Annotated in this window: 21 protein-coding genes; 20 read left to right on the top strand and 1 reads right to left on the bottom strand. The window is 61.0% G+C overall.

Translation table 11 applies throughout. From position 1 onward, the window contains the following. The first annotated feature begins 34 nt into the window (after window positions 1-34). From FGKAn22_RS01650 to FGKAn22_RS01695, 10 genes are all read left to right on the top strand, one after another. On the top strand, window positions 35-334 hold the full coding sequence (locus FGKAn22_RS01650; RefSeq protein WP_212786251.1) for an ArsR/SmtB family transcription factor: 300 nt from the start codon (window positions 35-37) through the stop codon (window positions 332-334). A 66-nt stretch (window positions 335-400) separates the two neighbouring features. Then, the gene (locus FGKAn22_RS01655; RefSeq protein ID WP_246487434.1) at window positions 401-1,417 is read left to right on the top strand and encodes an efflux RND transporter periplasmic adaptor subunit; all 1,017 of its coding nucleotides are present in this window, start codon (window positions 401-403) and stop codon (window positions 1,415-1,417) included. A gap of 4 nt (window positions 1,418-1,421) precedes the next feature. Next, entirely contained in the window at window positions 1,422-4,622 is a 3,201-nt protein-coding gene (locus tag FGKAn22_RS01660; RefSeq protein WP_212786252.1) for an efflux RND transporter permease subunit, read from the top strand. A gap of 32 nt (window positions 4,623-4,654) precedes the next feature. Next, a complete protein-coding gene (locus tag FGKAn22_RS01665) occupies window positions 4,655-4,867 on the top strand; it encodes a YgaP family membrane protein (RefSeq protein WP_212786253.1) in 213 nt (70 codons plus the stop codon). Then, window positions 4,861-6,639 carry a PglL family O-oligosaccharyltransferase gene (locus FGKAn22_RS01670; protein ID WP_212786254.1) on the top strand — a complete coding sequence of 593 codons (1,779 nt, stop codon included), beginning with the start codon at window positions 4,861-4,863 and terminating at the stop codon, window positions 6,637-6,639. Before FGKAn22_RS01665 ends, FGKAn22_RS01670 begins: the two co-directional genes overlap by 7 nt. After that, window positions 6,623-7,033, top strand: a complete 411-nt coding sequence (locus FGKAn22_RS01675) for a rhodanese-like domain-containing protein (RefSeq protein WP_246487435.1) — start codon at window positions 6,623-6,625, stop codon at window positions 7,031-7,033. The genes FGKAn22_RS01670 and FGKAn22_RS01675 overlap by 17 nt, the downstream gene beginning before the upstream one ends. Next, window positions 7,033-7,290 (top strand): glutaredoxin 3, encoded by a 258-nt coding sequence (gene grxC / locus FGKAn22_RS01680; RefSeq protein ID WP_212786255.1) that lies wholly within the window; start codon window positions 7,033-7,035, stop codon window positions 7,288-7,290. The genes FGKAn22_RS01675 and grxC overlap by 1 nt, the downstream gene beginning before the upstream one ends. Window positions 7,291-7,314: 24 nt before the next feature. Next, complete coding sequence (secB, locus tag FGKAn22_RS01685; RefSeq protein ID WP_212786256.1) at window positions 7,315-7,779, top strand: protein-export chaperone SecB; 465 nt, start codon at window positions 7,315-7,317, stop codon at window positions 7,777-7,779. 14 nt (window positions 7,780-7,793) lie between these two features. After that, a complete protein-coding gene (locus FGKAn22_RS01690) occupies window positions 7,794-8,228 on the top strand; it encodes an SH3 domain-containing protein (RefSeq protein ID WP_246487436.1) in 435 nt (144 codons plus the stop codon). A gap of 131 nt (window positions 8,229-8,359) precedes the next feature. Next, window positions 8,360-9,358 carry an NAD(P)H-dependent glycerol-3-phosphate dehydrogenase gene (locus FGKAn22_RS01695; RefSeq protein ID WP_212786258.1) on the top strand — a complete coding sequence of 333 codons (999 nt, stop codon included), beginning with the start codon at window positions 8,360-8,362 and terminating at the stop codon, window positions 9,356-9,358. On the opposite strand, the gene trmL is transcribed toward FGKAn22_RS01695, so the two are convergent. Then, window positions 9,348-9,818 (bottom strand): tRNA (uridine(34)/cytosine(34)/5-carboxymethylaminomethyluridine(34)-2'-O)-methyltransferase TrmL, encoded by a 471-nt coding sequence (trmL, locus tag FGKAn22_RS01700; protein WP_212786259.1) that lies wholly within the window; start codon window positions 9,816-9,818, stop codon window positions 9,348-9,350. The two genes, FGKAn22_RS01695 and trmL, sit on opposite strands and share 11 nt — an antisense overlap. 98 nt (window positions 9,819-9,916) lie before the next feature. Between trmL and FGKAn22_RS01705 the strand changes: the two genes are divergently transcribed. The 10 genes from FGKAn22_RS01705 to FGKAn22_RS01750 all read left to right on the top strand — a co-directional run bounded on the left by FGKAn22_RS01705 (window position 9,917) and on the right by FGKAn22_RS01750 (window position 19,316). After that, window positions 9,917-11,620: a GspE/PulE family protein gene (locus tag FGKAn22_RS01705; protein WP_212786260.1), complete on the top strand. Its 1,704-nt coding sequence runs from the start codon at window positions 9,917-9,919 to the stop codon at window positions 11,618-11,620. 2 nt (window positions 11,621-11,622) lie between these two features. Continuing rightward, window positions 11,623-12,861, top strand: coding sequence for a type II secretion system F family protein (locus FGKAn22_RS01710; RefSeq protein ID WP_212786261.1), 1,239 nt, complete (start codon window positions 11,623-11,625; stop codon window positions 12,859-12,861). Window positions 12,862-12,884: 23 nt separating this feature from the next. Next, window positions 12,885-13,439 (top strand): prepilin-type N-terminal cleavage/methylation domain-containing protein, encoded by a 555-nt coding sequence (locus FGKAn22_RS01715; RefSeq protein ID WP_212786262.1) that lies wholly within the window; start codon window positions 12,885-12,887, stop codon window positions 13,437-13,439. Between the two features lie 7 nt (window positions 13,440-13,446). After that, window positions 13,447-14,058 (top strand): hypothetical protein, encoded by a 612-nt coding sequence (locus FGKAn22_RS01720; protein WP_212786263.1) that lies wholly within the window; start codon window positions 13,447-13,449, stop codon window positions 14,056-14,058. 142 nt (window positions 14,059-14,200) lie between these two features. Beyond that, window positions 14,201-14,656 (top strand): type IV pilin protein, encoded by a 456-nt coding sequence (locus FGKAn22_RS12575; protein WP_212786264.1) that lies wholly within the window; start codon window positions 14,201-14,203, stop codon window positions 14,654-14,656. 139 nt (window positions 14,657-14,795) lie between these two features. Next, window positions 14,796-15,269 (top strand): pilus assembly FimT family protein, encoded by a 474-nt coding sequence (locus FGKAn22_RS01730; RefSeq protein ID WP_212786265.1) that lies wholly within the window; start codon window positions 14,796-14,798, stop codon window positions 15,267-15,269. Next, window positions 15,256-15,744, top strand: a complete 489-nt coding sequence (locus FGKAn22_RS01735; protein ID WP_212786266.1) for a type IV pilus modification PilV family protein — start codon at window positions 15,256-15,258, stop codon at window positions 15,742-15,744. The genes FGKAn22_RS01730 and FGKAn22_RS01735 overlap by 14 nt, the downstream gene beginning before the upstream one ends. Continuing rightward, window positions 15,744-16,562 (top strand): prepilin-type N-terminal cleavage/methylation domain-containing protein, encoded by an 819-nt coding sequence (locus FGKAn22_RS01740; RefSeq protein ID WP_212786267.1) that lies wholly within the window; start codon window positions 15,744-15,746, stop codon window positions 16,560-16,562. Before FGKAn22_RS01735 ends, FGKAn22_RS01740 begins: the two co-directional genes overlap by 1 nt. After that, window positions 16,559-16,981 (top strand): hypothetical protein, encoded by a 423-nt coding sequence (locus FGKAn22_RS01745; RefSeq protein WP_212786268.1) that lies wholly within the window; start codon window positions 16,559-16,561, stop codon window positions 16,979-16,981. Before FGKAn22_RS01740 ends, FGKAn22_RS01745 begins: the two co-directional genes overlap by 4 nt. A gap of 31 nt (window positions 16,982-17,012) precedes the next feature. After that, complete coding sequence (locus FGKAn22_RS01750; protein WP_212786269.1) at window positions 17,013-19,316, top strand: DUF6701 domain-containing protein; 2,304 nt, start codon at window positions 17,013-17,015, stop codon at window positions 19,314-19,316. Window positions 19,317-19,498 lie beyond the last annotated feature (182 nt).

Raw genomic sequence — 19,498 nt, forward strand, 5'->3', positions numbered from 1 at the left:
GCTGGCTTCGTGCGCGGGATGACTGGAGGAAAACATGGCAAGGCTGATCGACCGGGAAGAGGATATTCAACAGGCGGCGCAGGCGATGAAGGCGATCGCGCATCCGTTGCGGCTGCGCATATTGTGCGTGCTGGGCGACCAGGAGGTGAGCGTGCAGGACATCGTGGAGCAAGTGGGGACGTCGCAGAGCAACATCTCCCAGCATCTGGCGATCCTGCGGGAAAAGGGCGTGCTGGCGACGCGTAAGGACGCGAACCGGGTCTATTACCGCATCGGTGACCTGCGTACGCTCAAGCTGGTCGGCATGATGCGCGACGTGTTCTGCAGTGCGTAGGGCTTGCGCCCCGGCCTAAGTATTAGTATATTCTAATATGCGAAAATACCAAATGGAGCAAAGGCCGTGAAAAAAACGTGGGTGTTATATCTTCTGCTGATAAGCGCCGTCGCTGCAGAGGCTGCCGGGCAGCCTGCCGTCGCGCCCGTGCAGTATCGCGAAGTGGCGCAGACCTACAGTGCGGATGGCCTGGTGGAGGCGACGCGCCAATCTACCGTGTCGGCGCAGATCGGCGGGCGCGTCAAGGAAGTGCTGTTCGATGTGGGCGACCGCGTCGCCAAGGGGCAGGTGATCCTGCGCATCGACGAACGCGAGGCTGCGCAGGCCTTGGCGGGAAGCCAGGCGCAGGTGCTGCAGGCACAGGCCAACATGCAGAACGCGAAGGCGAACTACGAGCGCGCCAAGCAGCTGTTCGCGCAGAAATTCATCAGCCAGGCCGGGCTGGACAAGGCGCAGGCTGACTACAAGGTGGCGCTGGCGCAGGCGGCCGCGAGCGAGGCGGGCGCGGGGCAGGCAAGCCTGGCGCACGGCTATACCTCAGTGATCGCTCCCTACGGCGGTGTCGTGGCGGCGCGTCTGGTGGAAGTCGGCGAGATGGTGATGCCGGGCAAGCCCCTGATGACCGGCTTTGACCCCTCCGAGATGCGTGTTGTGGTGAGTGTGCCGCAGTACAAGCTGGCCGATATCGGCGCACGTCCCGAAGCGTCGGTGGAGATTCCTTCGCTGAACCGCTGGATCAAGGCCGCTTCGGTCACCGTGCAGCCCATCGCCGATGCGCGTACCCACAGCACCCAGGTGCGCGTGTACCTGCCTGCCAATGAGGCGGGCGTCTATCCGGGCATGTTCGTGCGAGCCCATTTCGTGGTCGGCAAAGTCAAGAAGCTGACCATTCCGGCCAGTGCCGTGTTGCGCCGCAGCGAAGTGGTGGCAGTCTACGTGGCGGACGACAAGGGCAACATGAAGCTGCGCCAGGTCCGACTCGGCGAGGAGAGCGATGGCCTGGTCGAGGTGCTCGCGGGGCTGAAGCCGGGCGAGCAGGTTGCGCTGGACCCGATCAAGGCCGGCATGTCCGGCAGGAAGTAAGGTCATGGGTATCTCGGGGCGTATCGCCAAGCTGTTCCTGCATTCGCAGATGACGCCGCTGCTGGCGCTGGTTGCCGTGCTGCTGGGCTTGTTCGCGGTGTCGGTGACCCCGCGCGAGGAAGAGCCGCAGATCAATGTGACCATGGCGAACGTGCTGATCCCGTATCCCGGCGCATCGGCAAAAGACGTCGCGCAGACCGTGGCGACGCCGGCCGAGCAAGTGCTGGCGCAGATCGCTGGGGTGGATCACGTCTACTCCGTGTCGCAGCCCGGCATGGCAGTCATCACCGTACAGTTCAAGGTGGGCGAGGAGCACGTGCCCTCGCTGGTCAAGCTTTACGATGTGGTGCATTCCCACGCCGACTGGCTCCCCCCCACCCTGGGAGTGGCGCCGCCCATCATCAAGGCCAAGGGCATCGACGATGTGCCGGTGGTTGCGCTGACGCTGTGGCGCAAGCAGGAAACGGGCGGTGGCGTCGAGCTGACTCAGGTGGCGCATGCCATCGAAGCGGAGCTGAAGCGCGTACCGGGCACGCGCGAAGTGAGCACGCTTGGTGCGACACAACGCATGGTGCGCGTGCTGCTGAATCCTGAGAATCTGAACGCGTACCGGCTGACCATGCAGGATGTCCGTGCCGCTCTGCAGTCCGCCGATGTATCGCAGAATTCCGGCAATCTGGTGCAGGACAACCGCGAGGTGCTGGTGCAGACCGGCAGCTTCCTGAGCGACGCGAACGAGGTGCGACAGCTGGTGATCGGCGTGGCCGACGGCAAGCCCGTGTTCCTGCGCGACGTCGCCGAAGTGCAGGATGGCGCCGACCAGCCGGGCAGCTACGTGTGGTTCGGCACTGGACCTGCCGCGGAAGACAAACAGATCAAGGCCAAGGGCGAATTTACCGCCGTGACGGTGGCCGTGACCAAGAAGCCGGGCGCGAATGCGGTGGAGATCGCCGATCGGCTGATGTCCCGCGTGAACGAGCTGAAAGGCAGCGTCATCCCGGATGACGTGCAAGTCAGTGTGACACGCAACTACGGCGAGACCGCGAACGACAAGGCGATGAAGCTGATCCAGAAGCTGCTGTTCGCCACCGTGGCGGTGGTCGCGCTGGTGTGGTTCGCCATGGGGCGGCGCGAGGCACTGGTGGTGGGTATCGCGGTGTTGCTGACGCTGGCGGCCACGTTGTTCGCTTCCTGGGCCTATGGCTTCACGCTGAACCGCGTATCGCTGTTCGCCCTGATCTTCTCCATCGGTATCCTGGTGGATGACGCCATCGTGGTGGTTGAGAATATTCACCGCCGCCGCGCCATGGCCGAGCACCAGCCGTTGTCCGAGATCATCCCCGAAGCGGTGGACGAGGTCGGCAGTCCGACCATACTGGCCACGTTCACGGTTATTGCCGCGCTGTTGCCGATGGCCTTCGTCAGCGGCCTGATGGGGCCGTACATGAGCCCGATCCCGATCAACGCGAGCATGGGCATGCTGATCTCGCTTGCGGTGGCATTCATCATCACCCCGTGGCTCGTGTACCGCTTCGCCGGTGCGCAGCATGAGGCCGTTCACAATGAGCAGAACACCAAAATCAACCGCTTCTTCCGTGAGCGGCTCGGCCCCTTCCTGAACGGCGAGCACGGCAAGAAGGCGCGCCGCAAGCTGTGGCTCGGCATCCTCGCCGCGCTGATGCTTGCGGTATCGCTGGCGGTGGTGAAGCTGGTGGTGCTGAAGATGCTGCCGTTCGACAACAAATCCGAATTCCAGGTCGTGGTCGACATGCCGAGCGGTGCCGCGCTGGAGCAGACCAGTGCCGTGCTGCACGAGATCGGCGACTACTTGGCGACCGTGCCGGAAGTGACCGACTACCAAGCCTACGCAGGCACGGCGTCGCCAATCAACTTCAACGGCCTGGTGCGCCAGTACTACCTGCGCAGCGCCGCCGAACAGGGCGACATCCAGGTGAACCTGCGCGACAAGCACCATCGCGACCGCAGCAGCCACGAAATCGCCACCGGCGTGCTCGAGCCGATCCAGAAGATCGCGAACAACTGGGGCGCGAAGGTGAAGATCGTCGAAGTGCCGCCCGGCCCCCCGGTAATGTCGCCCATCGTGGCCGAGATCTACGGGCCGGACTACCAGGGCGCACGCCAGGTCGCGAGCAAGGTGCGGGAGCAGTTCGGCAAGACCGAAGGCATCGTCGGCATCGACGACACCGTCACCGAGTCGGCTCCCAAGCTGCTGCTGCATGTGCTGCAAAGCAAGGCGGCGCTGCTGGGCGTGTCACCGCATGACATCGTGGATGTGATCGGGATGGCGCTGACGGGCCGGGATGTCGCCTCGCTGCACGACGAACAGGCGAAGTATGCGCCCCCCCTGCGTATCGGACTCCCTGCCGAAAAACGCAGCCGGATCGACGACGTGCTGAAACTCAAGGTGCGCGCACGCGACGGCGTGCTGGTGCCGCTGTCCGAGGTGGTGCAGGTGGTTCCCGCGCAGCGCGACTACCCGATCTACCACAAGGACCTGCTGCCGGTGGTGTATGTGTTCGGCGACATGGCGGGCAAGCTGGATAGCCCGCTGTACGGCATGTTCGACATCAACGGCGAGACCGGCGGCATGATGCTGGCGCAGGGCGGCGAACTGGAGAGCTATTTCTTCAGGCAGCCCAGTGATCCTTATGCCGGCTACGCGCTGAAGTGGGACGGCGAATGGCAGGTGACATTCGAGACTTTCCGCGACATGGGCATCGCGTACGGCGTGGGACTGATCCTGATCTATCTGCTGGTGGTGGCGCAGTTCAAGTCGTATCTCGTGCCGCTCATCATCATGGCGCCCATACCTCTCACCATCATCGGCGTGATGCCGGGACATGCGTTGTTCGGTGCACAGTTCACCGCGACTTCGATGATCGGCATGATCGCGCTGGCCGGCATCATCGTGCGCAACTCCATCCTGTTGGTGGACTTTGTCAATCTGCAGCTCCGTGATGGCGCGGACCTGCAGCATGCGGTGATCAACGCGGCCGGCGCGCGTGCCAAACCCATCCTGCTCACCGGGCTGGCGGCTATGCTGGGAGCGCTGTTCATCCTCGATGACCCGATCTTCAACGGGCTGGCGCTATCCCTGATCTTCGGCATTCTCGTATCCACTTTGCTGACGCTGGTGGTGATTCCGGTGCTGTACTACGCTACTTTGTACCGTAAATTCCGGTAAAATCCGCGGCTAACCATTTTAGGAGAATCACTATGACTGCTGAACGCATCGTCCGTATCGTCGCCGGCTTCTTTGTCCTGCTGTCCCTGTCTCTGGGAGTGGAAGGCAGCCCGCTGTTCGTGAATCAGAACTTCCTGTGGTTCACCGCCTTCGTCGGCGTCAACCTGTTCCAGAGCGGTTTCACCACCTTCTGTCCGCTGAACAACATCCTGGCAAAATTCGGCATCAAGAGCGGTTCTTGCTAAAGAACTTCCCGGGCTCGCTGCGCTTGGCCCACATCAGCCTGGCCTTGGTCGGGTTGATGTGGGTCTTGCCTTTTCTGCATTACCGCCACCAATATCCGCTGACCACCTTCTATCAGGAGTGGTGGAGCGCACTGTTCGGGGTGCTGGCGCTCACTTTGCTGGTAGCGCGCGATTACTGGCAACAACCGCAAGTGCCTCGCATCGCGCAACTGCCGATCGGGCTGATAGTCCTGGTGCTGCTGCAATGGGGGCTGGGCAAGGTGGTCTATCTCGATCAGGCGCTGCTGTACGTGCTGTACCTACTGTTCGCGGCAATGCTGATGCTGCTCGGGGCGCGGCTGCGCGAATGCTTCGGCATGGATCGGCTGGCACTGGTGCTGGGGATCTTTCTGCTGGCCGGGGCGGAGGCAAGCGCGCTGATCGGTGTGCTGCAACACTTCCGCTGGCATACGCCGCTGGATACGGTGGTGGTGGTGAAGGTCTCTTCCAGCGTGTATGGCAACCTCGCCCAGCCTAATCATTTTGCAAACTACATCGCGCTGGGCCTGGCTTCGCTCGGCCTGCTGCTCCAGCAAGGCCGTTTGAAAGTGCGCTATGTCGTGTCGCTGGCGTTGCCATTGTTGTTCGTGATGACGCTGAGCGGGTCGCGCAGCTCCTGGCTGTACCTGCTGATGTTGAGCGGCCTCGCCTGGTGGTGGGTGCGGCGCGATGCGGCGCAGCGCCCGCTGTTGCGCTACAGCCTGTCGCTGTTGGCCGGTTTCGGATTGATGCACCTGGTGGTGCAACTGCCGTTCATGGCTGGGGCGGGAGGCAGTATCGACACCGTGCAGCGCCTGCTCGGTGAGGGCGCTACCGGCGGGATACGTTTGTACCTATGGCGCGAGGCTGGCTTGATGTTCAGTCAGTCGCCGTGGCTGGGCGTGGGTTTCGGCCAGTTCGCCTGGCACCATTTTGAGCTGCTGCCGGTACTGCAGCAGGGCAATATCCAGGGGCTATACAACAACGCGCATAATCTGGTGTTCCAGCTGGCTGCCGAGGCCGGACTGGCCGGCTTGCTGGTGCTCTTCGCCTCACTGGGCGTTTGGTTATATGGCCTGCGCCGTGCCCCGCTGGATGCAGCCCACTGGTGGGGTTGTGCCGCGCTGGGGGTGCTGATCATCCACAGCCTGCTTGAATATCCGCTGTGGTATACCTATTTTGTTGCGGTCGCAGCGCTCTTGCTGGGGGCGCTGGACCAGACGCGCTACCAACTGGAGTTGCGCCGCGTGGGGCGTTTGTCCGTGGTGGCCGTCCTGTTGCTTGGCCTGGTGACGCTGGTGCAGTTGCGCAGCGGCTACCAGCAGCTGGAACAGACGTTGCGGATACGTCCCGCGTCGGCAGCCGACCGCAGCGCGTTCGAGCGTACGCGCGATAGTTTGGTTGTGGTGCACAGCGGCTCATTGCTGTCGCCTTATGCCGAGCTGTTCATGAGTTCGCTGATCGAGGTGAACGACGAGCGCCTCAAGGAGAAGCTCGATCTGAACACGCGTGTGATGCGTTTCGTGCCGATAGGCATGGTGGTATATCGCCAATCCTTGCTGTTGGCGCTGGCCGGTCAGCAGGATCAGGCCAGAATCACGCTGGAACAGGCTATCTGGTCGTATCCGGGAGACTTTGCCAATGCCCGCAGGCAATTGGCGGGGTTGGCGGAGAAGGACCCCGCGCACTTTTCGGCTCTGCTAGAATTCGCCCTCCAAAAAGATCAGGAGTACAGGCGTGCAGTTCATCAGTAATAACATTTTCCCAATTCTCATCGCCCTGTTCAGCGGGGCCATGCTGTTCTGGTCGGCGTTCGGCAGCCGCATCCGCGGCATCAAGGACGTGGATTGCGTTGCTGCCACGCAGCTCATCAACCACAAGAACGCGCTGGTGCTGGATGTGCGCGAAGACAGCGAGTACAAGGCCGGCCATATATTGAACAGTACGCTGATCCCGCTGGGCAAGCTGGCCGGACGTATCGGCGAACTGGAAGAGTACAAGGGTCAGCCCATCGTGGTGGTGTGCCGCAGCGGCAACCGCTCCGGTACCGCTTGCGCCCTGCTGGGCAAGCAAGGTTTTGCTCAAGCCTACAATCTGGCGGGCGGCGTGATCGCCTGGCAGAAAGCCAATCTGCCGCTGGAGAAGTGATGGCGAAAGTGGTGATGTATTGCACCGCCGTCTGTCCTTACTGCGTCCGCGCCGAGCAGCTGCTGCAGCGCAAGGGGGTGACGGAGATCGAAAAGATACGCGTCGATCTGCAGCCGGAATTGCGGGTGGCGATGATGGAAAAGACCGGGCGGCGCACCGTGCCGCAAATCTACATAGGCGGCGAACATGTCGGCGGCTACGATGACATGGCTGCGCTCGATCAGGCTGGCAAGCTGGACGAACTATTGGCAAGATAACGAACAATCAACCGAGGAAACGAAATGACCGAAGCCGCTCAAGCAAACAATCAACCCGTGTTCAACATGGAGAAGATCTATGTGAAGGATATCTCGCTGGAGATCCCGCACGCGCCGCAGATATTCCTTGAGCGTGAGAATCCGCAGATCGACGTGCAACTGCATAGCCAGGCCGCTTCGGTCGAAGAAGGTGTCTTCGAAGTGGCTGTGATGAGTACCGTAACTGCCAAGATCGGCGACAAGGTGATGTTCCTGATCGAGGCCAAGCAGGCCGGCATCTTCCAGGTGCGCAATGTGCCGAATGAAGAGCTGGAACCTATCCTCGCGGTAGTGTGCCCGAACATCCTTTTCCCGTATTTGCGCGAAGTGGTTTCCGATATGGCGGTGCGCGCCGGTTTCGCGCCGGTGTTGCTGAACCCGATCAACTTCGAGGTGCTCTACCAGCAGCAGAAACAGCAGGCGCAGGCCGCAACGGCCACCACACACTGATGAGGAATAATCCATTGCGTTTTGCCGCTCTGTTGGCGCTGCTTTGCGGTGCGAGCACGGCCTGCGCGGTGGATTATGTATCGGTCGGAGAGCGCAGCGCGATTCTCTACGATGCGCCTTCGCTCAAGGCGAAGAAGCTGTTCGTGGTGAACCGCTACATGCCTTTCGAACAGGTCGTCGCGCTGGACAACTGGGTCAAGGTGCGCGACCGTTCCGGCAGCTTGTACTGGGTGGAGAAGCGCGTGCTGAGCAGCAAGCGCTATGTGTTTGCGCTACCGCCGCTGCTGGACGTGCGCGCAGAGCCGGACTCCATTTCGCCGCGCCTGTTCCAGGTGCGACAGCAGGTGGTGCTGGAGCGCCTTGAATCGACCGGTACCGGATGGGTCAAGGTGCGGCATCAGGACGGTGAAACGGGATATGTGCGCAGCACCGAAGTCTGGGGCGAATAATTCCAGTCCCATTTCATCGGTGAAACTGCGTTGGCTTCCTCGCTCACTCCTTGCCGTGCTACCTGCACTGTCTGCCTCGTTCGCTCGTCGCTGCCTTATTTGACCTTCGAAATGAAACTGGAATAGCGAGTATGAACATTACCGTTGTCGGCGCGGGCGCATGGGGAACCGCTCTCGCGATCAGTCTGGCCGCGAACCACCGCGTCACGCTGTGGGCACGCGCTGCGGAGCAGGTAGAGGCGATGCGTGCCGCGCGTTGCAACCAGCGTTACCTGCCGGATACTCCCTTCCCGCCCAATTTGACGCTGAGCGCGAACCTGTCCGCCGCGTTATCGGTCGCCGATCTGGCGATCATCGCCGTGCCGACTGCGGCGTTGCGTTCCATCCTGCAGCAGATCGCCCGGATGCCCAACCGCTTCGGTGTGGTGTGGTTGTGCAAGGGCTTCGAAGCGGAGACCTCCAAGCTGCCGCATCAGGTGGTCGCCGAAGTGTTGCCGGAAGAATTTCGCTACGGCGTGTTGTCCGGTCCCAGTTTCGCCCAGGAGGTCGCGCGCGGCCTGCCTACGGCCCTGACGCTCGCCTCCTCCGATGTGGAATTTGCGCGCGATACGGCACATGCGCTGCATCACGCGCGCTTGCGCATCTACGCCAGTACCGATGTGGTGGGGGTGGAAGTCGGAGGGGCGGTGAAGAACGTGATGGCGATCGCCTCCGGCATCTGCGACGGCATGGGGTTCGGCTATAACGCCCGTGCCGCCTTGTTGACGCGCGGCCTGGCCGAGATATCCCGCCTCGGGTTGAAGCTCGGCGGAAGGCCCGAAACGCTCACCGGGTTGTCCGGAGTGGGGGATCTGATCCTGACCTGTACCGGGGACTTGTCGCGCAACCGGCAGGTCGGCCTGCTGCTGGCGCAACAACACGACCTGGCGGAGATACTGCACCGGATCGGGCATGTCGCCGAAGGGGTGTATACCGTGCGTGAGGTGCGCGGCCTCGCGCAACGCCTCGGCGTGGAGATGCCGATCTGCGAAGCGGTCTACCGCATCATTTACGAGAAGGTTCCGGCAGGCGAAGTGGTCGCCGACTTGCTCAGCCGCACCCCGAATTACGAGTTCGATCTCAACCCGTAATCGCGCCTTCGAAGCCGCATTGCCGCCACGCTTCGAACACCGTCACGGCTACCGTGTTTGACAGGTTCAGGCTGCGGTTGTCGGGCAGCATCGGCAGCCGCACGCGTTGCACGGCATCGAATTGCGCAAGCACCTCATCGGGTAATCCACGGCTCTCCGGGCCGAACAGGAAGGCATCTCCTGCCTGGTAGCGGATCTGATGGAAGGGCTGGGAGCCCTTGGTGGTGAACGCGAAAACGCGCGCCGGATCAAAAGCCGCCAAGCAGTCTTGCAGCGTGTCGTGTACACGCAACGTGGCGAACTCGTGGTAATCAAGGCCGGCACGAATGAGTTGCTTATCTTCCAGCGTGAATCCGAGCGGACGGACCAGATGCAGCTGGCAGCCGGTATTGGCGCACAGGCGGATGATGTTGCCGGTGTTGGGCGGGATTTCCGGCTGATACAGAATGACGTGGAACATGAAAAAGTGCCCGTTAAGGCTTGTCAGTATAAGAAAAAAGGGCTAACTTCTCCGGCTGTTATGGCCTTCGTAGCAGTAAAACCACTCAGGGAAGAATTATGGCGCGTCCGGAAAAAGTTCGCTTAGGCGATTTGCTGGTTCAGCAAAAACTTATTTCCCTAGATCAGCTCAAGTTTGCGCTTGAGCAGCAGAAGCGTAGCGGTCGCAAGCTCGGCCGGGTGCTGGTGGACAACGCCTTTGTCACCGAGGAGCAGATATCCGAGGCGCTCGCCAAGCAGCTCAACATTCCCTACATCAACCTCAAGTACTACAACCTCAATCTCGAGCAGGTTCGGCTGCTGCCTGAGAACCAGGCGCGGCGTTTCCGCGCCGTCGTGCTGGAGGAACGTAACGGCATGCTGCTGATCGGTATGGCCGACCCCACCGATCTGTTCGCCTTCGACGAGATCAGCCGTATCGTCAAGCGCGACATCGATGTGGCTGTGGTCACCGAGGGGCAGTTGCTGGAAAGCATAGACCGAGGCTATCGCCGCACCGACGAGATCTCTGGCTTGGCGCGCGAACTCAGCGAAGAGCTGGGCGATACCTATGTCGATTTCGGCACCCTGACCGGGGCGGTCGGCGCCGAAGAGGCGCCCGTGGTCAAGCTGTTGCAGACCATGTTCGACGATGCCACGCAGATCCGCGCGTCCGACATCCACATCGAGCCGCAGGAAGGCCGGCTGATGATCCGCTTCCGCATCGACGGCGCGCTGCACCTGCAGACCGAGGCCGACAACAAGATCGCGCCGGCGCTGGTGCTGCGCCTGAAGCTGATGTCCGGCCTGGATATCTCGGAGAAGCGCCTGCCTCAGGACGGCCGCTTCCAGGTGCGGGTGCGCGACCAGGGCGTGGATGTGCGTATCGCCACTTGCCCCACGCAGTACGGCGAATCGGTGGTGATGCGTCTGCTGCGGCAGGAAGGCGGGATGATCAGCCTGGACAAGATCGGCATGCCGGCTGAGATGCTGAAGCGATTCCGCGAGGTCATTCGGCGCAGCAACGGCATGGTGCTAGTCACCGGGCCGACCGGCAGCGGCAAGACCACCACGCTGTACTCGGCCCTGGCCGAGATCAACACCATCGACCAGAAGATCATCACCGTGGAAGACCCGGTGGAATACCGACTGTCCGGCATTAACCAAGTGCAGGTGAACGAGAAGATCGATCTGTCTTTCGCGCGCGTGCTGCGTTCCGCCTTGCGCCAGGATCCGGACGTGATCCTGGTCGGCGAAATGCGCGACGTCGAGACAGCACAGATCGGCCTGCGCGCGGCGATGACCGGTCACCTGGTGTTCTCCACCCTGCATACCCGCGATGCGGCGGGTACCCTGTTCCGCCTGGTGGATATGGGCACGCCGCGCTTCATGGTGGCCTCCTCGGTGCAGGCGGTGGTGGCGCAGCGCCTGTTGCGCCGCATCTGCGAAAGCTGCAGCGAGCCGCATACGCCTACGCCGCAGGAAAGCGAGTGGCTGGAGGCGGAAGGGGTGCTGCCCGATCAGTGTCAGGGCCTGTTGCATGGCCGTGGATGCTCGCACTGCAACGGCACGGGTTATCACGGTCGCATGGGCGTGTACGAGATGCTGGAGATGGGGCGCGAACTGGTCGAGGCCGCCGCGCATGACAGCGCCACCCACTTCATCCAGGTCGCGCGCCAGCACATGCGCGGCAAGACCATACTCGACAACGCGCTGGCACAGATGAAGCTGGGGCGTACCACGGTCGCGGAAGTGATGCGCATCAGCAATCAGGTCGAGGATTAGCGATGGGCGTGTTTGCCTACAAGGGGCGAAACGGGCGCGGCGATCTGGTGGAAGGCACGCTGGACGGCGACGACAGCAGCGCCATCGCCGACCAGCTGATGCATACCGGTATTACGCCGATCGAGATCAGGCCATTCCGCGGGGTGACTGGGGCGACGGCGAGCAAGCAGGACTGGCTCAAGAAGCTGTTCACCGAGAAGCCGATCACGCAGATGGATCTGATGCTGTTCAGTCGCCAGATGTACACCCTGCTCAAGGCCGGCGTGCCCATCCTGCGCGCCCTGGCGGGTTTGCAGGAGTCCACCCAGAATCCCACCTTCGCCGCGATGATCCAGGACTTGCGCGAGAGCCTCGACAGCGGGCGCGAGCTCAGTGCGGCGATGCGCCGCCACCCAAAGGTGTTCTCGCCGTTCTACATCAGCATGGTGCAGGTCGGCGAAATGACCGGCATGCTGGATGAGACCTTCATCCGGCTGTACGACCATCTGGAGTTCGAGCGCGAAACGCGCGAGCGGGTAAAGGCCGCCATGCGCTACCCGACGTTTGTGGTGGTTGCGATGGCGATCGCCATCGTGGTCATCAACTTGTTCGTTATTCCCGCTTTCGCCAAGGTCTATGCGGGCTTCCATGCCGAACTGCCGATGCTCACCCGGTTTCTGATCGGCTTCTCCAACTTCATGGTGCAGTACTGGATGCTGATGCTGGCGATGCTGGTCGGTGCCGTGCTGGGCTTCCGTTACTACATCAACACGCCGGATGGCCGCTACAACTGGGATAGATACAAGCTCAAGCTGCCTATTGCCGGCAAGATCATCTTCAAGTCGACGCTGTCGCGCTTCGCGCGCAGCATGGCACTGTCGTTCAAGAGCGGCATGCCGATCCTGCAGGGGCTGAACGTGGTCGGGATGGTGGTGGACAACGAATTCATGCGCAGCCGCATCGAGCAGATGCGCGACGGCGTGGAGCGCGGCGAAAGCATCCTGCGCACCGCGGTCGCGACCGGCGTGTTCAATCCCGTGGTGCTGCAGATGATCGCGGTCGGCGAAGAGACCGGCGACATGGATGGCTTGATGTTCGAAATCGCCGCCATGTACGAGCGCGAAGTCGATTACGAGGTGAAGACCCTGAGTTCGCAGATCGAGCCTATCCTGATCGTGGCGCTGGGCATTCTGGTGCTGATCCTCGCGCTGGGCGTGTTCCTGCCGATGTGGGACTTGGGCAAGGCGGCGTTGCACCGATGACTTTTCAGGATACGGGACTCAGGATGCGGGATACAGAATACGGGCGGCAGCGGCCTGTATCCTGTATCCCGTATCCCGTATCCTCGAAAGGCTTCACCCTCATCGAACTGGTGGTGGTCATCATCATCGTCATGGTGATGATGGGGTTGTTCCTCGATCGTGCGCGGTTCTACCAGGAACAGGCCGAGAAGACTGCGATGGAACAGGTGGCGGGGGCCATACAAAGCGCCTTGATCATGCAGTATGGCCAGATACTGACACGGGGCAAGCAGTTCGATGTGGCGGCTTTGGCGGAAGACAATCCGATGAACTGGCTGCAGAAGAAGCCGCACAACTATGCCGGCGAGTTCTATGATCCCGCGCCGTCGTCCGTCGAGTCCGGAAACTGGGTGTTCGACCTCAAGTCACGCGATCTGATCTACGTCGTGCACAATGCCAATTACTTCAAGCCGGGCAAGGACGGCAATAAATGGATACGTTTCCATGTCGTCGTGAACACAGAACCTTTGCGTCCGGGTGCGCAGCCGGAGCTGACCGGCTTGCTGTTCGATCCGGTCGAGCCGTATTCGTGGTTCTGATGAAGCCATGAATACTGACTTGGCAGAAATCATTCTGTGGGAAGCTTCCACCATCTTTCTGCTGGTGGGCTCGCTGCTCGGCGTTCTGGCCGGACTGCTGCTCATCCTCAGGCCGCAGCTGATGCTGATGGTCAATCGCGTGGCCAGCCGCTGGATACCCACTCGCCGTCTGCACCTGATGCTGGATCATAGCGTCAGTATCGAGCATTGGTTCTACCGTCATCATCGCGTGTTCGGCATGCTTGCCGTGCTGGGAGCGGTCTACCTCTTCGTTTCCTTCGGTCTGCTGTTCGACAAGGCGGTTGCCATTCGGCGCCTGAGCGGTTACATCCCGTTCCGGCTACTCGACGGATTGCTCGATGCCCTGGTGCTGAGCGCGCTGGTCGGCGCAGCGGCGGCATTCATGACTGGGCTGTTCCTGTGGTTGCGTCCCAGCCTGTTGCGCGGCATCGAGGCGGATGCCAATAAATGGGTGTGCACGCGCCGGGCTACGAGGGCGCTGGACAGGTCGCGCGATCATGTGGAGCGCGTCGTCGTGCGCCATGCGCCGCGCGTGGGTTGGCTGCTGTTGCTGGGGAGCATTTACCTGTTCTTTGTGCTGGTCAATTGGCTGGTTTAGCGCGGGCGGCGCAGTTGCGCGCAGGGGCGGCTTCGCTTATAGTGTGGCCGGTTTTGTCAAATTCCTTGCTGCGGCAAGGGGTTAACAGGGCAGGAAGTGGTTCGATAATCGGGGCTGCGGCCCCAATCTTTAGGAGCATAAAATGAACAAACAAACTGGTTTTACCCTGATCGAACTGATCATGGTCATCGTGATTCTGGGCATCCTGGCGGCGACGGCGCTGCCACGGTTCGCCAATTTGCAGGGCGATGCGCGCATGGCATCCGCGAATGCGGCCCTGGGTTCTATAAGCTCCGCTGCAACCATCGCGCATGCGCAATGGCTTCTTCGCAATCAGCCGGCTTCTGCTGTGATCGAAGGCGTGACAGTTACCTATGATGCAAATAACGGCGGTTATCCGGACGCGGGTTCGATTGCGCCTTTGGCGGGCATTACCGCAGCAAATTATCAGATCGCAGCATCGGGAACCGCCCAAGTGGTGACGCCTAACGGGGCGGCGCAGGGTAGCTGTACAGTGAGCTATACACCGCCGACAGGTGCAAATCTCCCCCCGACAATTGTTACCGTTCCATCGCCACTCGTTCCGGGAAATTGCTAATCTGAAACGTGGAAAAGTGGGCGCGTTGCGCCCACTTTGAAATTCCAGCCAGGGGGGCGTGCTCCCCTATTTTTTTGCCTGCAATTTGTCGGTTGGTTGCGGATGGGATCAAGGGAATTTTTGCGGTACACAAGATTTTGTGGCACTTGAAAACATGAGCAGGTTTGGGCGGTTCGGCAAAGACATCCAACGCGGCTTCACGATGGTGGAGCTGATCATGACGATGATGATCATCGGCATTCTCGCGGCCGTTGTTGCGCCGCGCTTCTTCGACAACAATGTATTCCAGTCGCGCGGCTTTGCCGACCAGGTGCGTGCGTCATTGCGCTATGCGCAAAAAGTGGCGATTGCGCAACGCAGGTTTGTTTGCGCTGCATTTACGAACAACAGCGTGACGCTGACAGTCGGAGCGACAGCGGCTTGCGGGACGAATCTGCAATCGCCCGACGGTGCGGCGGCATATGTCATTGTCGCGCCATCCAACGTGACGTTTGCGACACAACCCGCGAATTTCAATTTCAACGAATTCGGCCGGCCGAGCGCCGCCGTATCAGGCGTAATCGACGGCTCGACCATCGCAGTCGAAGCGGAGACAGGGTATGTGCACCAGTAACCGGTCTTCTTTGCAGCGGGGCGTCAGTCTGATCGAGCTGATCATGTACATCGTCATCGTCAGCGTCGCGCTGGCGGGTATCCTGCTGGTGATGAACACCGTCACCCGCGGCAGCGCCGATCCGCTGGTGCGCAAGCAGGCGCTGGCTGCCGCCTATTCGCTGCTGGAAGAGATCGAGTTGCAGGATTTTATTTCCGCCTCCGGTGCGACAGCCGCCGTCACGCAGGCGAATCGTGCCTCCGCTTACCACATCGTCACCGACTACAACAACTTTGCCACGAGCGGGATATTCCCGGTGGATGATGCTTTGTCGGCATCGGCCGTGCTGCCAAACTACAGTGTCAGTGTTTCGGCGGTGCCGGAAGCTGCCGCGTGGAACGGCATCCCGGCGGCCAGTGCGGTGCGGGTCAGCGTGACGGTGATCGCGCCGAATGGCGAGGCAGTCACTGCAACCGGTTACAGGACGGCTTACTGATGCGCGCGCCACATCGCCAGCACGCCGGATTTACCCTGGTCGAAATGATCATGGTGATCGTGATCACCGGCATTATCGGCGGCATGGTCGCCATGTTCCTCCGCGCGCCGATCCAGCAATACATGGATGTGTCGCGCCGCGCGGAGCTGACCGATATCGCCGATACGGCTTTGTATCGTATGGCCAGCGACATCAGCACCGCCGTGCCGAACAGTGTCCGCGTCGCGGGTTGCGGTGCGACGCCCTGCGTGGAATTCCTGCCGACCAGGGATGCCGGCCGTTATCGCGCCGGTGCGCCCGGCAATACTCTCGTGTTTGACGGAGTCGACACGACTTTCGATATGATGGGCACGGCGAATGTCGCGGCGGGTGACCAAATCGTGATCGGCAGTACCAGTTCGACCGGAGCGATGGCCTATGCCGGAGGGTTGCGCACGGTGAATGCGGTGGCAGGAGCGACCATTACACTTAACGCCGGGTTGCCGATAGTGGCGGAGCTTTCTACGAGGCGTTTCGACGTGGTGGATGGCGCACAGAATGCAGTGACTTATGCCTGCACCGGTACCTTGGGGACACTTGATGCCAACCAGAATGGGCAGGCCAGGCTGGTGCGTTATGCGAATTATGGTATCAATGCAATCCAATCCCTTCCGGCTACGCCGACCCCCCCGGTACTTGCCGACCGGGTTAGCGGCTGCGTGATCGATTACGCAGCCGTCAATCAGCGGATGGGCTTGCTGGCCATCCGACTGACATTGACGAGCGGCGGCGAGAGCGTCAGCCTGTACCACGAGATCCATGTGAACAACGTGCCATGATGAGTTTGCGTCAAAAAGGTTTCAGTCTCGTTTCGGCGATCTTCCTGCTGGTAGTTATTGCCGCTTTGGGTACTTTCGCCGTGACGCTTTCCGTCACGCAGAACCAGAGCCAGGCGATGGACGTGATGGGCGCGCGCGCCTATCAGGCGGCTTTGGCCGGTGTAGAATGGGCAGCATACAATGTAAACGTACAGCCGGTGAGTGCGGCCACTGCATGGGGGTGCGTTGCAAGCAGTGTGACGGTCGGCGGCAATCTGGCGGCTTTCAGTCCCGTGACTGTGAACTGCAGCGCGACTTCCGCCGTGGAGGGCGTCAGCACGGTCTGGATATACGATGTGTCGGCGGTCGCCAGCGCGGGCGGCGCTTCCGGCGATTTGAATTACGTGGAACAGGTGGCAACGGCGAAATTCGCCAGGTAGCAAACAATCAGTCAGTTGAACGGGGGAGAATATGAAACGAGCAAATCATTGGTTGGGCGTGTTGAGTCTGATTGCCATGTCCGCGTTTGCGCAGGGTGCGCTGGCGGCGACCTGTACCAGCATTGCCACCACCCAAACCGACTGGAACAAGGGTGCTGCGTGGGACAATGGCGGTGGCTGCGGCACGGGACAGCCTCCCACCGGTGCAACGGTGATTATCGATACCGGCACTTCGATACTCGCCGATGCGAGCACCAATGTGGTTGGCAATGTCACCATCAACTCCGGTGGGATCCTGTCAGGTCAGGCGGGCAACACCATCAGCCTGTCCGGCAACCTCACCAACATCCCTGGCGGAACCTTCACCGCGGGCGGCGGCATCGTGAGTCTTTTCAACCTTCTTACTCCCCAGACAATTTCAGGGACATTCACGTTTGCGGATTTGATGTTGAACAATCTTTTGGGGGGAGTCACTTTTTCCGGAAATGTAACCGTTACGGGAGCATTCACTCCAGGACTCACGCCGATAACCGTTGAAGCGGGTTCGACGCTGACTGTCGGTGGTACAACTTATACCGGCCCTTGCGCCTCGGCTATATTCATTGCCGCGACTTATTGTGGCGGCGGTACGAAACCGCCCGCGCCCCTTGCGTTCGACGCCTTTGAACAGGGCAGTACCGTTGGTGGGCATATCTGGACACACATTGCAGGTCAGCAATTCCAGTTAGACGTAGTGAAGATCAGGGCGGCCACGGGCGGGGTTGATACTGGCTATACCAGCAGGATAACCGTTGGTCTGGTGGATGCCTCTGCCGCAGGGTTCACCTGCGCAACTGCCGTTCCTGTAACGGCAACGGTCAGCCCGGGCGCCAACACGAGGATGACAAGCGGCAAAACGACTTATACGTTTACCGTGCCGGCTGCCTACAAAAATCTGCAAGTGCAGGTGACCGACAGAAATGGCGTGGTAACTTGCCCCAACGACCATTTCGCGGTGCGTCCATCGTTGTTCACGGTGAGCTCCAGCAATGCCAATGCCGATGCGACCGGTGCCAGTGCAACTGCGACGCCGGTGGTGAAGGCGGGAGCCAATTTCGCGCTAACGGCAACCGCAGTAACGGCAACCTCAACGACGGACACAGGCTATGCCGGCACCCCTACGCTGGATAATGCGCAGTTGGCCGCCCACGCCGGTGCGGTGCGCAACGGTACCCTCGCGGGAACATTCGGTGCCGCTGTTGCGGGTGTGGCGAGCGGGACGGCATTTACCTACGACGATGTGGGCTACTTCATGCTCAACGCCAATGGCGTTGTGGACGCGACTTTCACGGCGGTCGATAGCGCGGTTGGCGATTGCGTCATTAACGACGCTATTCCCGCTAATGATTTCAGCAACACGCCAAACGCCGCGGGCAAGGTCGGCTGCAAATTCGGTAATACGGCAGCCACAAGTTATTTCGGCCGTTTTATTCCGGATCACTTCGATACGGCTGTGGTGGCAACAGCCACCACTCCGATGCCATGCCCGACCGGGCTGACTTGTCCGGTTTCGTATGACGGATTCGTTTATTCCGGCCAGCCATTCAGCGTCCAAGTGTCGGCACGCAATACTACTGCCTGTGCCGGCGGTTCGCCGGACGCATGTACTACGCAAAATTACCAGGGTACGTTTGCCCAGACGGTGACTTTGAGCGCCGCGGCGAGCAAGGGCGGTGCGGTGATTGCAACGGGTGGTGCAGGTCAGCCGACGATCGTTCCCGCAAACATCGCCGGATTCGGCAGCGGGGTCGCAACCACAAGCGGGGCCGCATCTTCGGCATTTACGTTCGCGGTTGTAGCCACCCCCCCCACCGATGTCTATGTGCGCGCAAACGATACAGATGGGGCCTCATCGTTAAGGGGGGCAAGTTCGGTGGAAGGCGGTGTCAAGGTGGCCAGCGGCCAAATCAAGATTTCCAACGCATACGGATCGGAACTGTTGCCGCTCACCATGACGGCGACGGTCCAGTATTGCTCTGCCGTGGCGGGAGGCAATTGCACCTGGACTAAGAGTACTACGGACAGTGCGACTTCTTTCAACACGGCGGCGGACATTGTGGCTCAGATCATCGATGGGCCGCTGGCTGGCGGTGATCTGAAAGTCTCCGGCGGCGGAGCGGTCACCGTAGGTGGCGGCAGCAGAACCTTTACATTTGGTGCGCCAAACAAGACAGGAAGCGCAAACATCAGTCTTGGCGCCCCCGCCTATTTGTCGCCCAATGCGGCTGGCCGTGCCACTTTCGGTGTGTATAAGGGCAACGAGGCCGTCATTTATCGCGGCCGGCGCGGCCGCTGAGTGCGGGCGAGTCCGGTCTGCTCGTTGCAGGGGCAGTTGGCTTGTGGGTGGACTTGGGTGTGCCGGCGGCGTATTGCAAGTTTGCCCCGCAGCTTGCTGCTCGAGTCCGAGGCAGGCATGGCGTAATAACCGCGATATGAATGAATGGGTTCCCGTGATGGGAATGGGGATATTGGATGCAG

Source organism: Ferrigenium kumadai, assembly GCF_018324385.1.
Taxonomy (GTDB): domain Bacteria; phylum Pseudomonadota; class Gammaproteobacteria; order Burkholderiales; family Gallionellaceae; genus Gallionella; species Gallionella kumadai.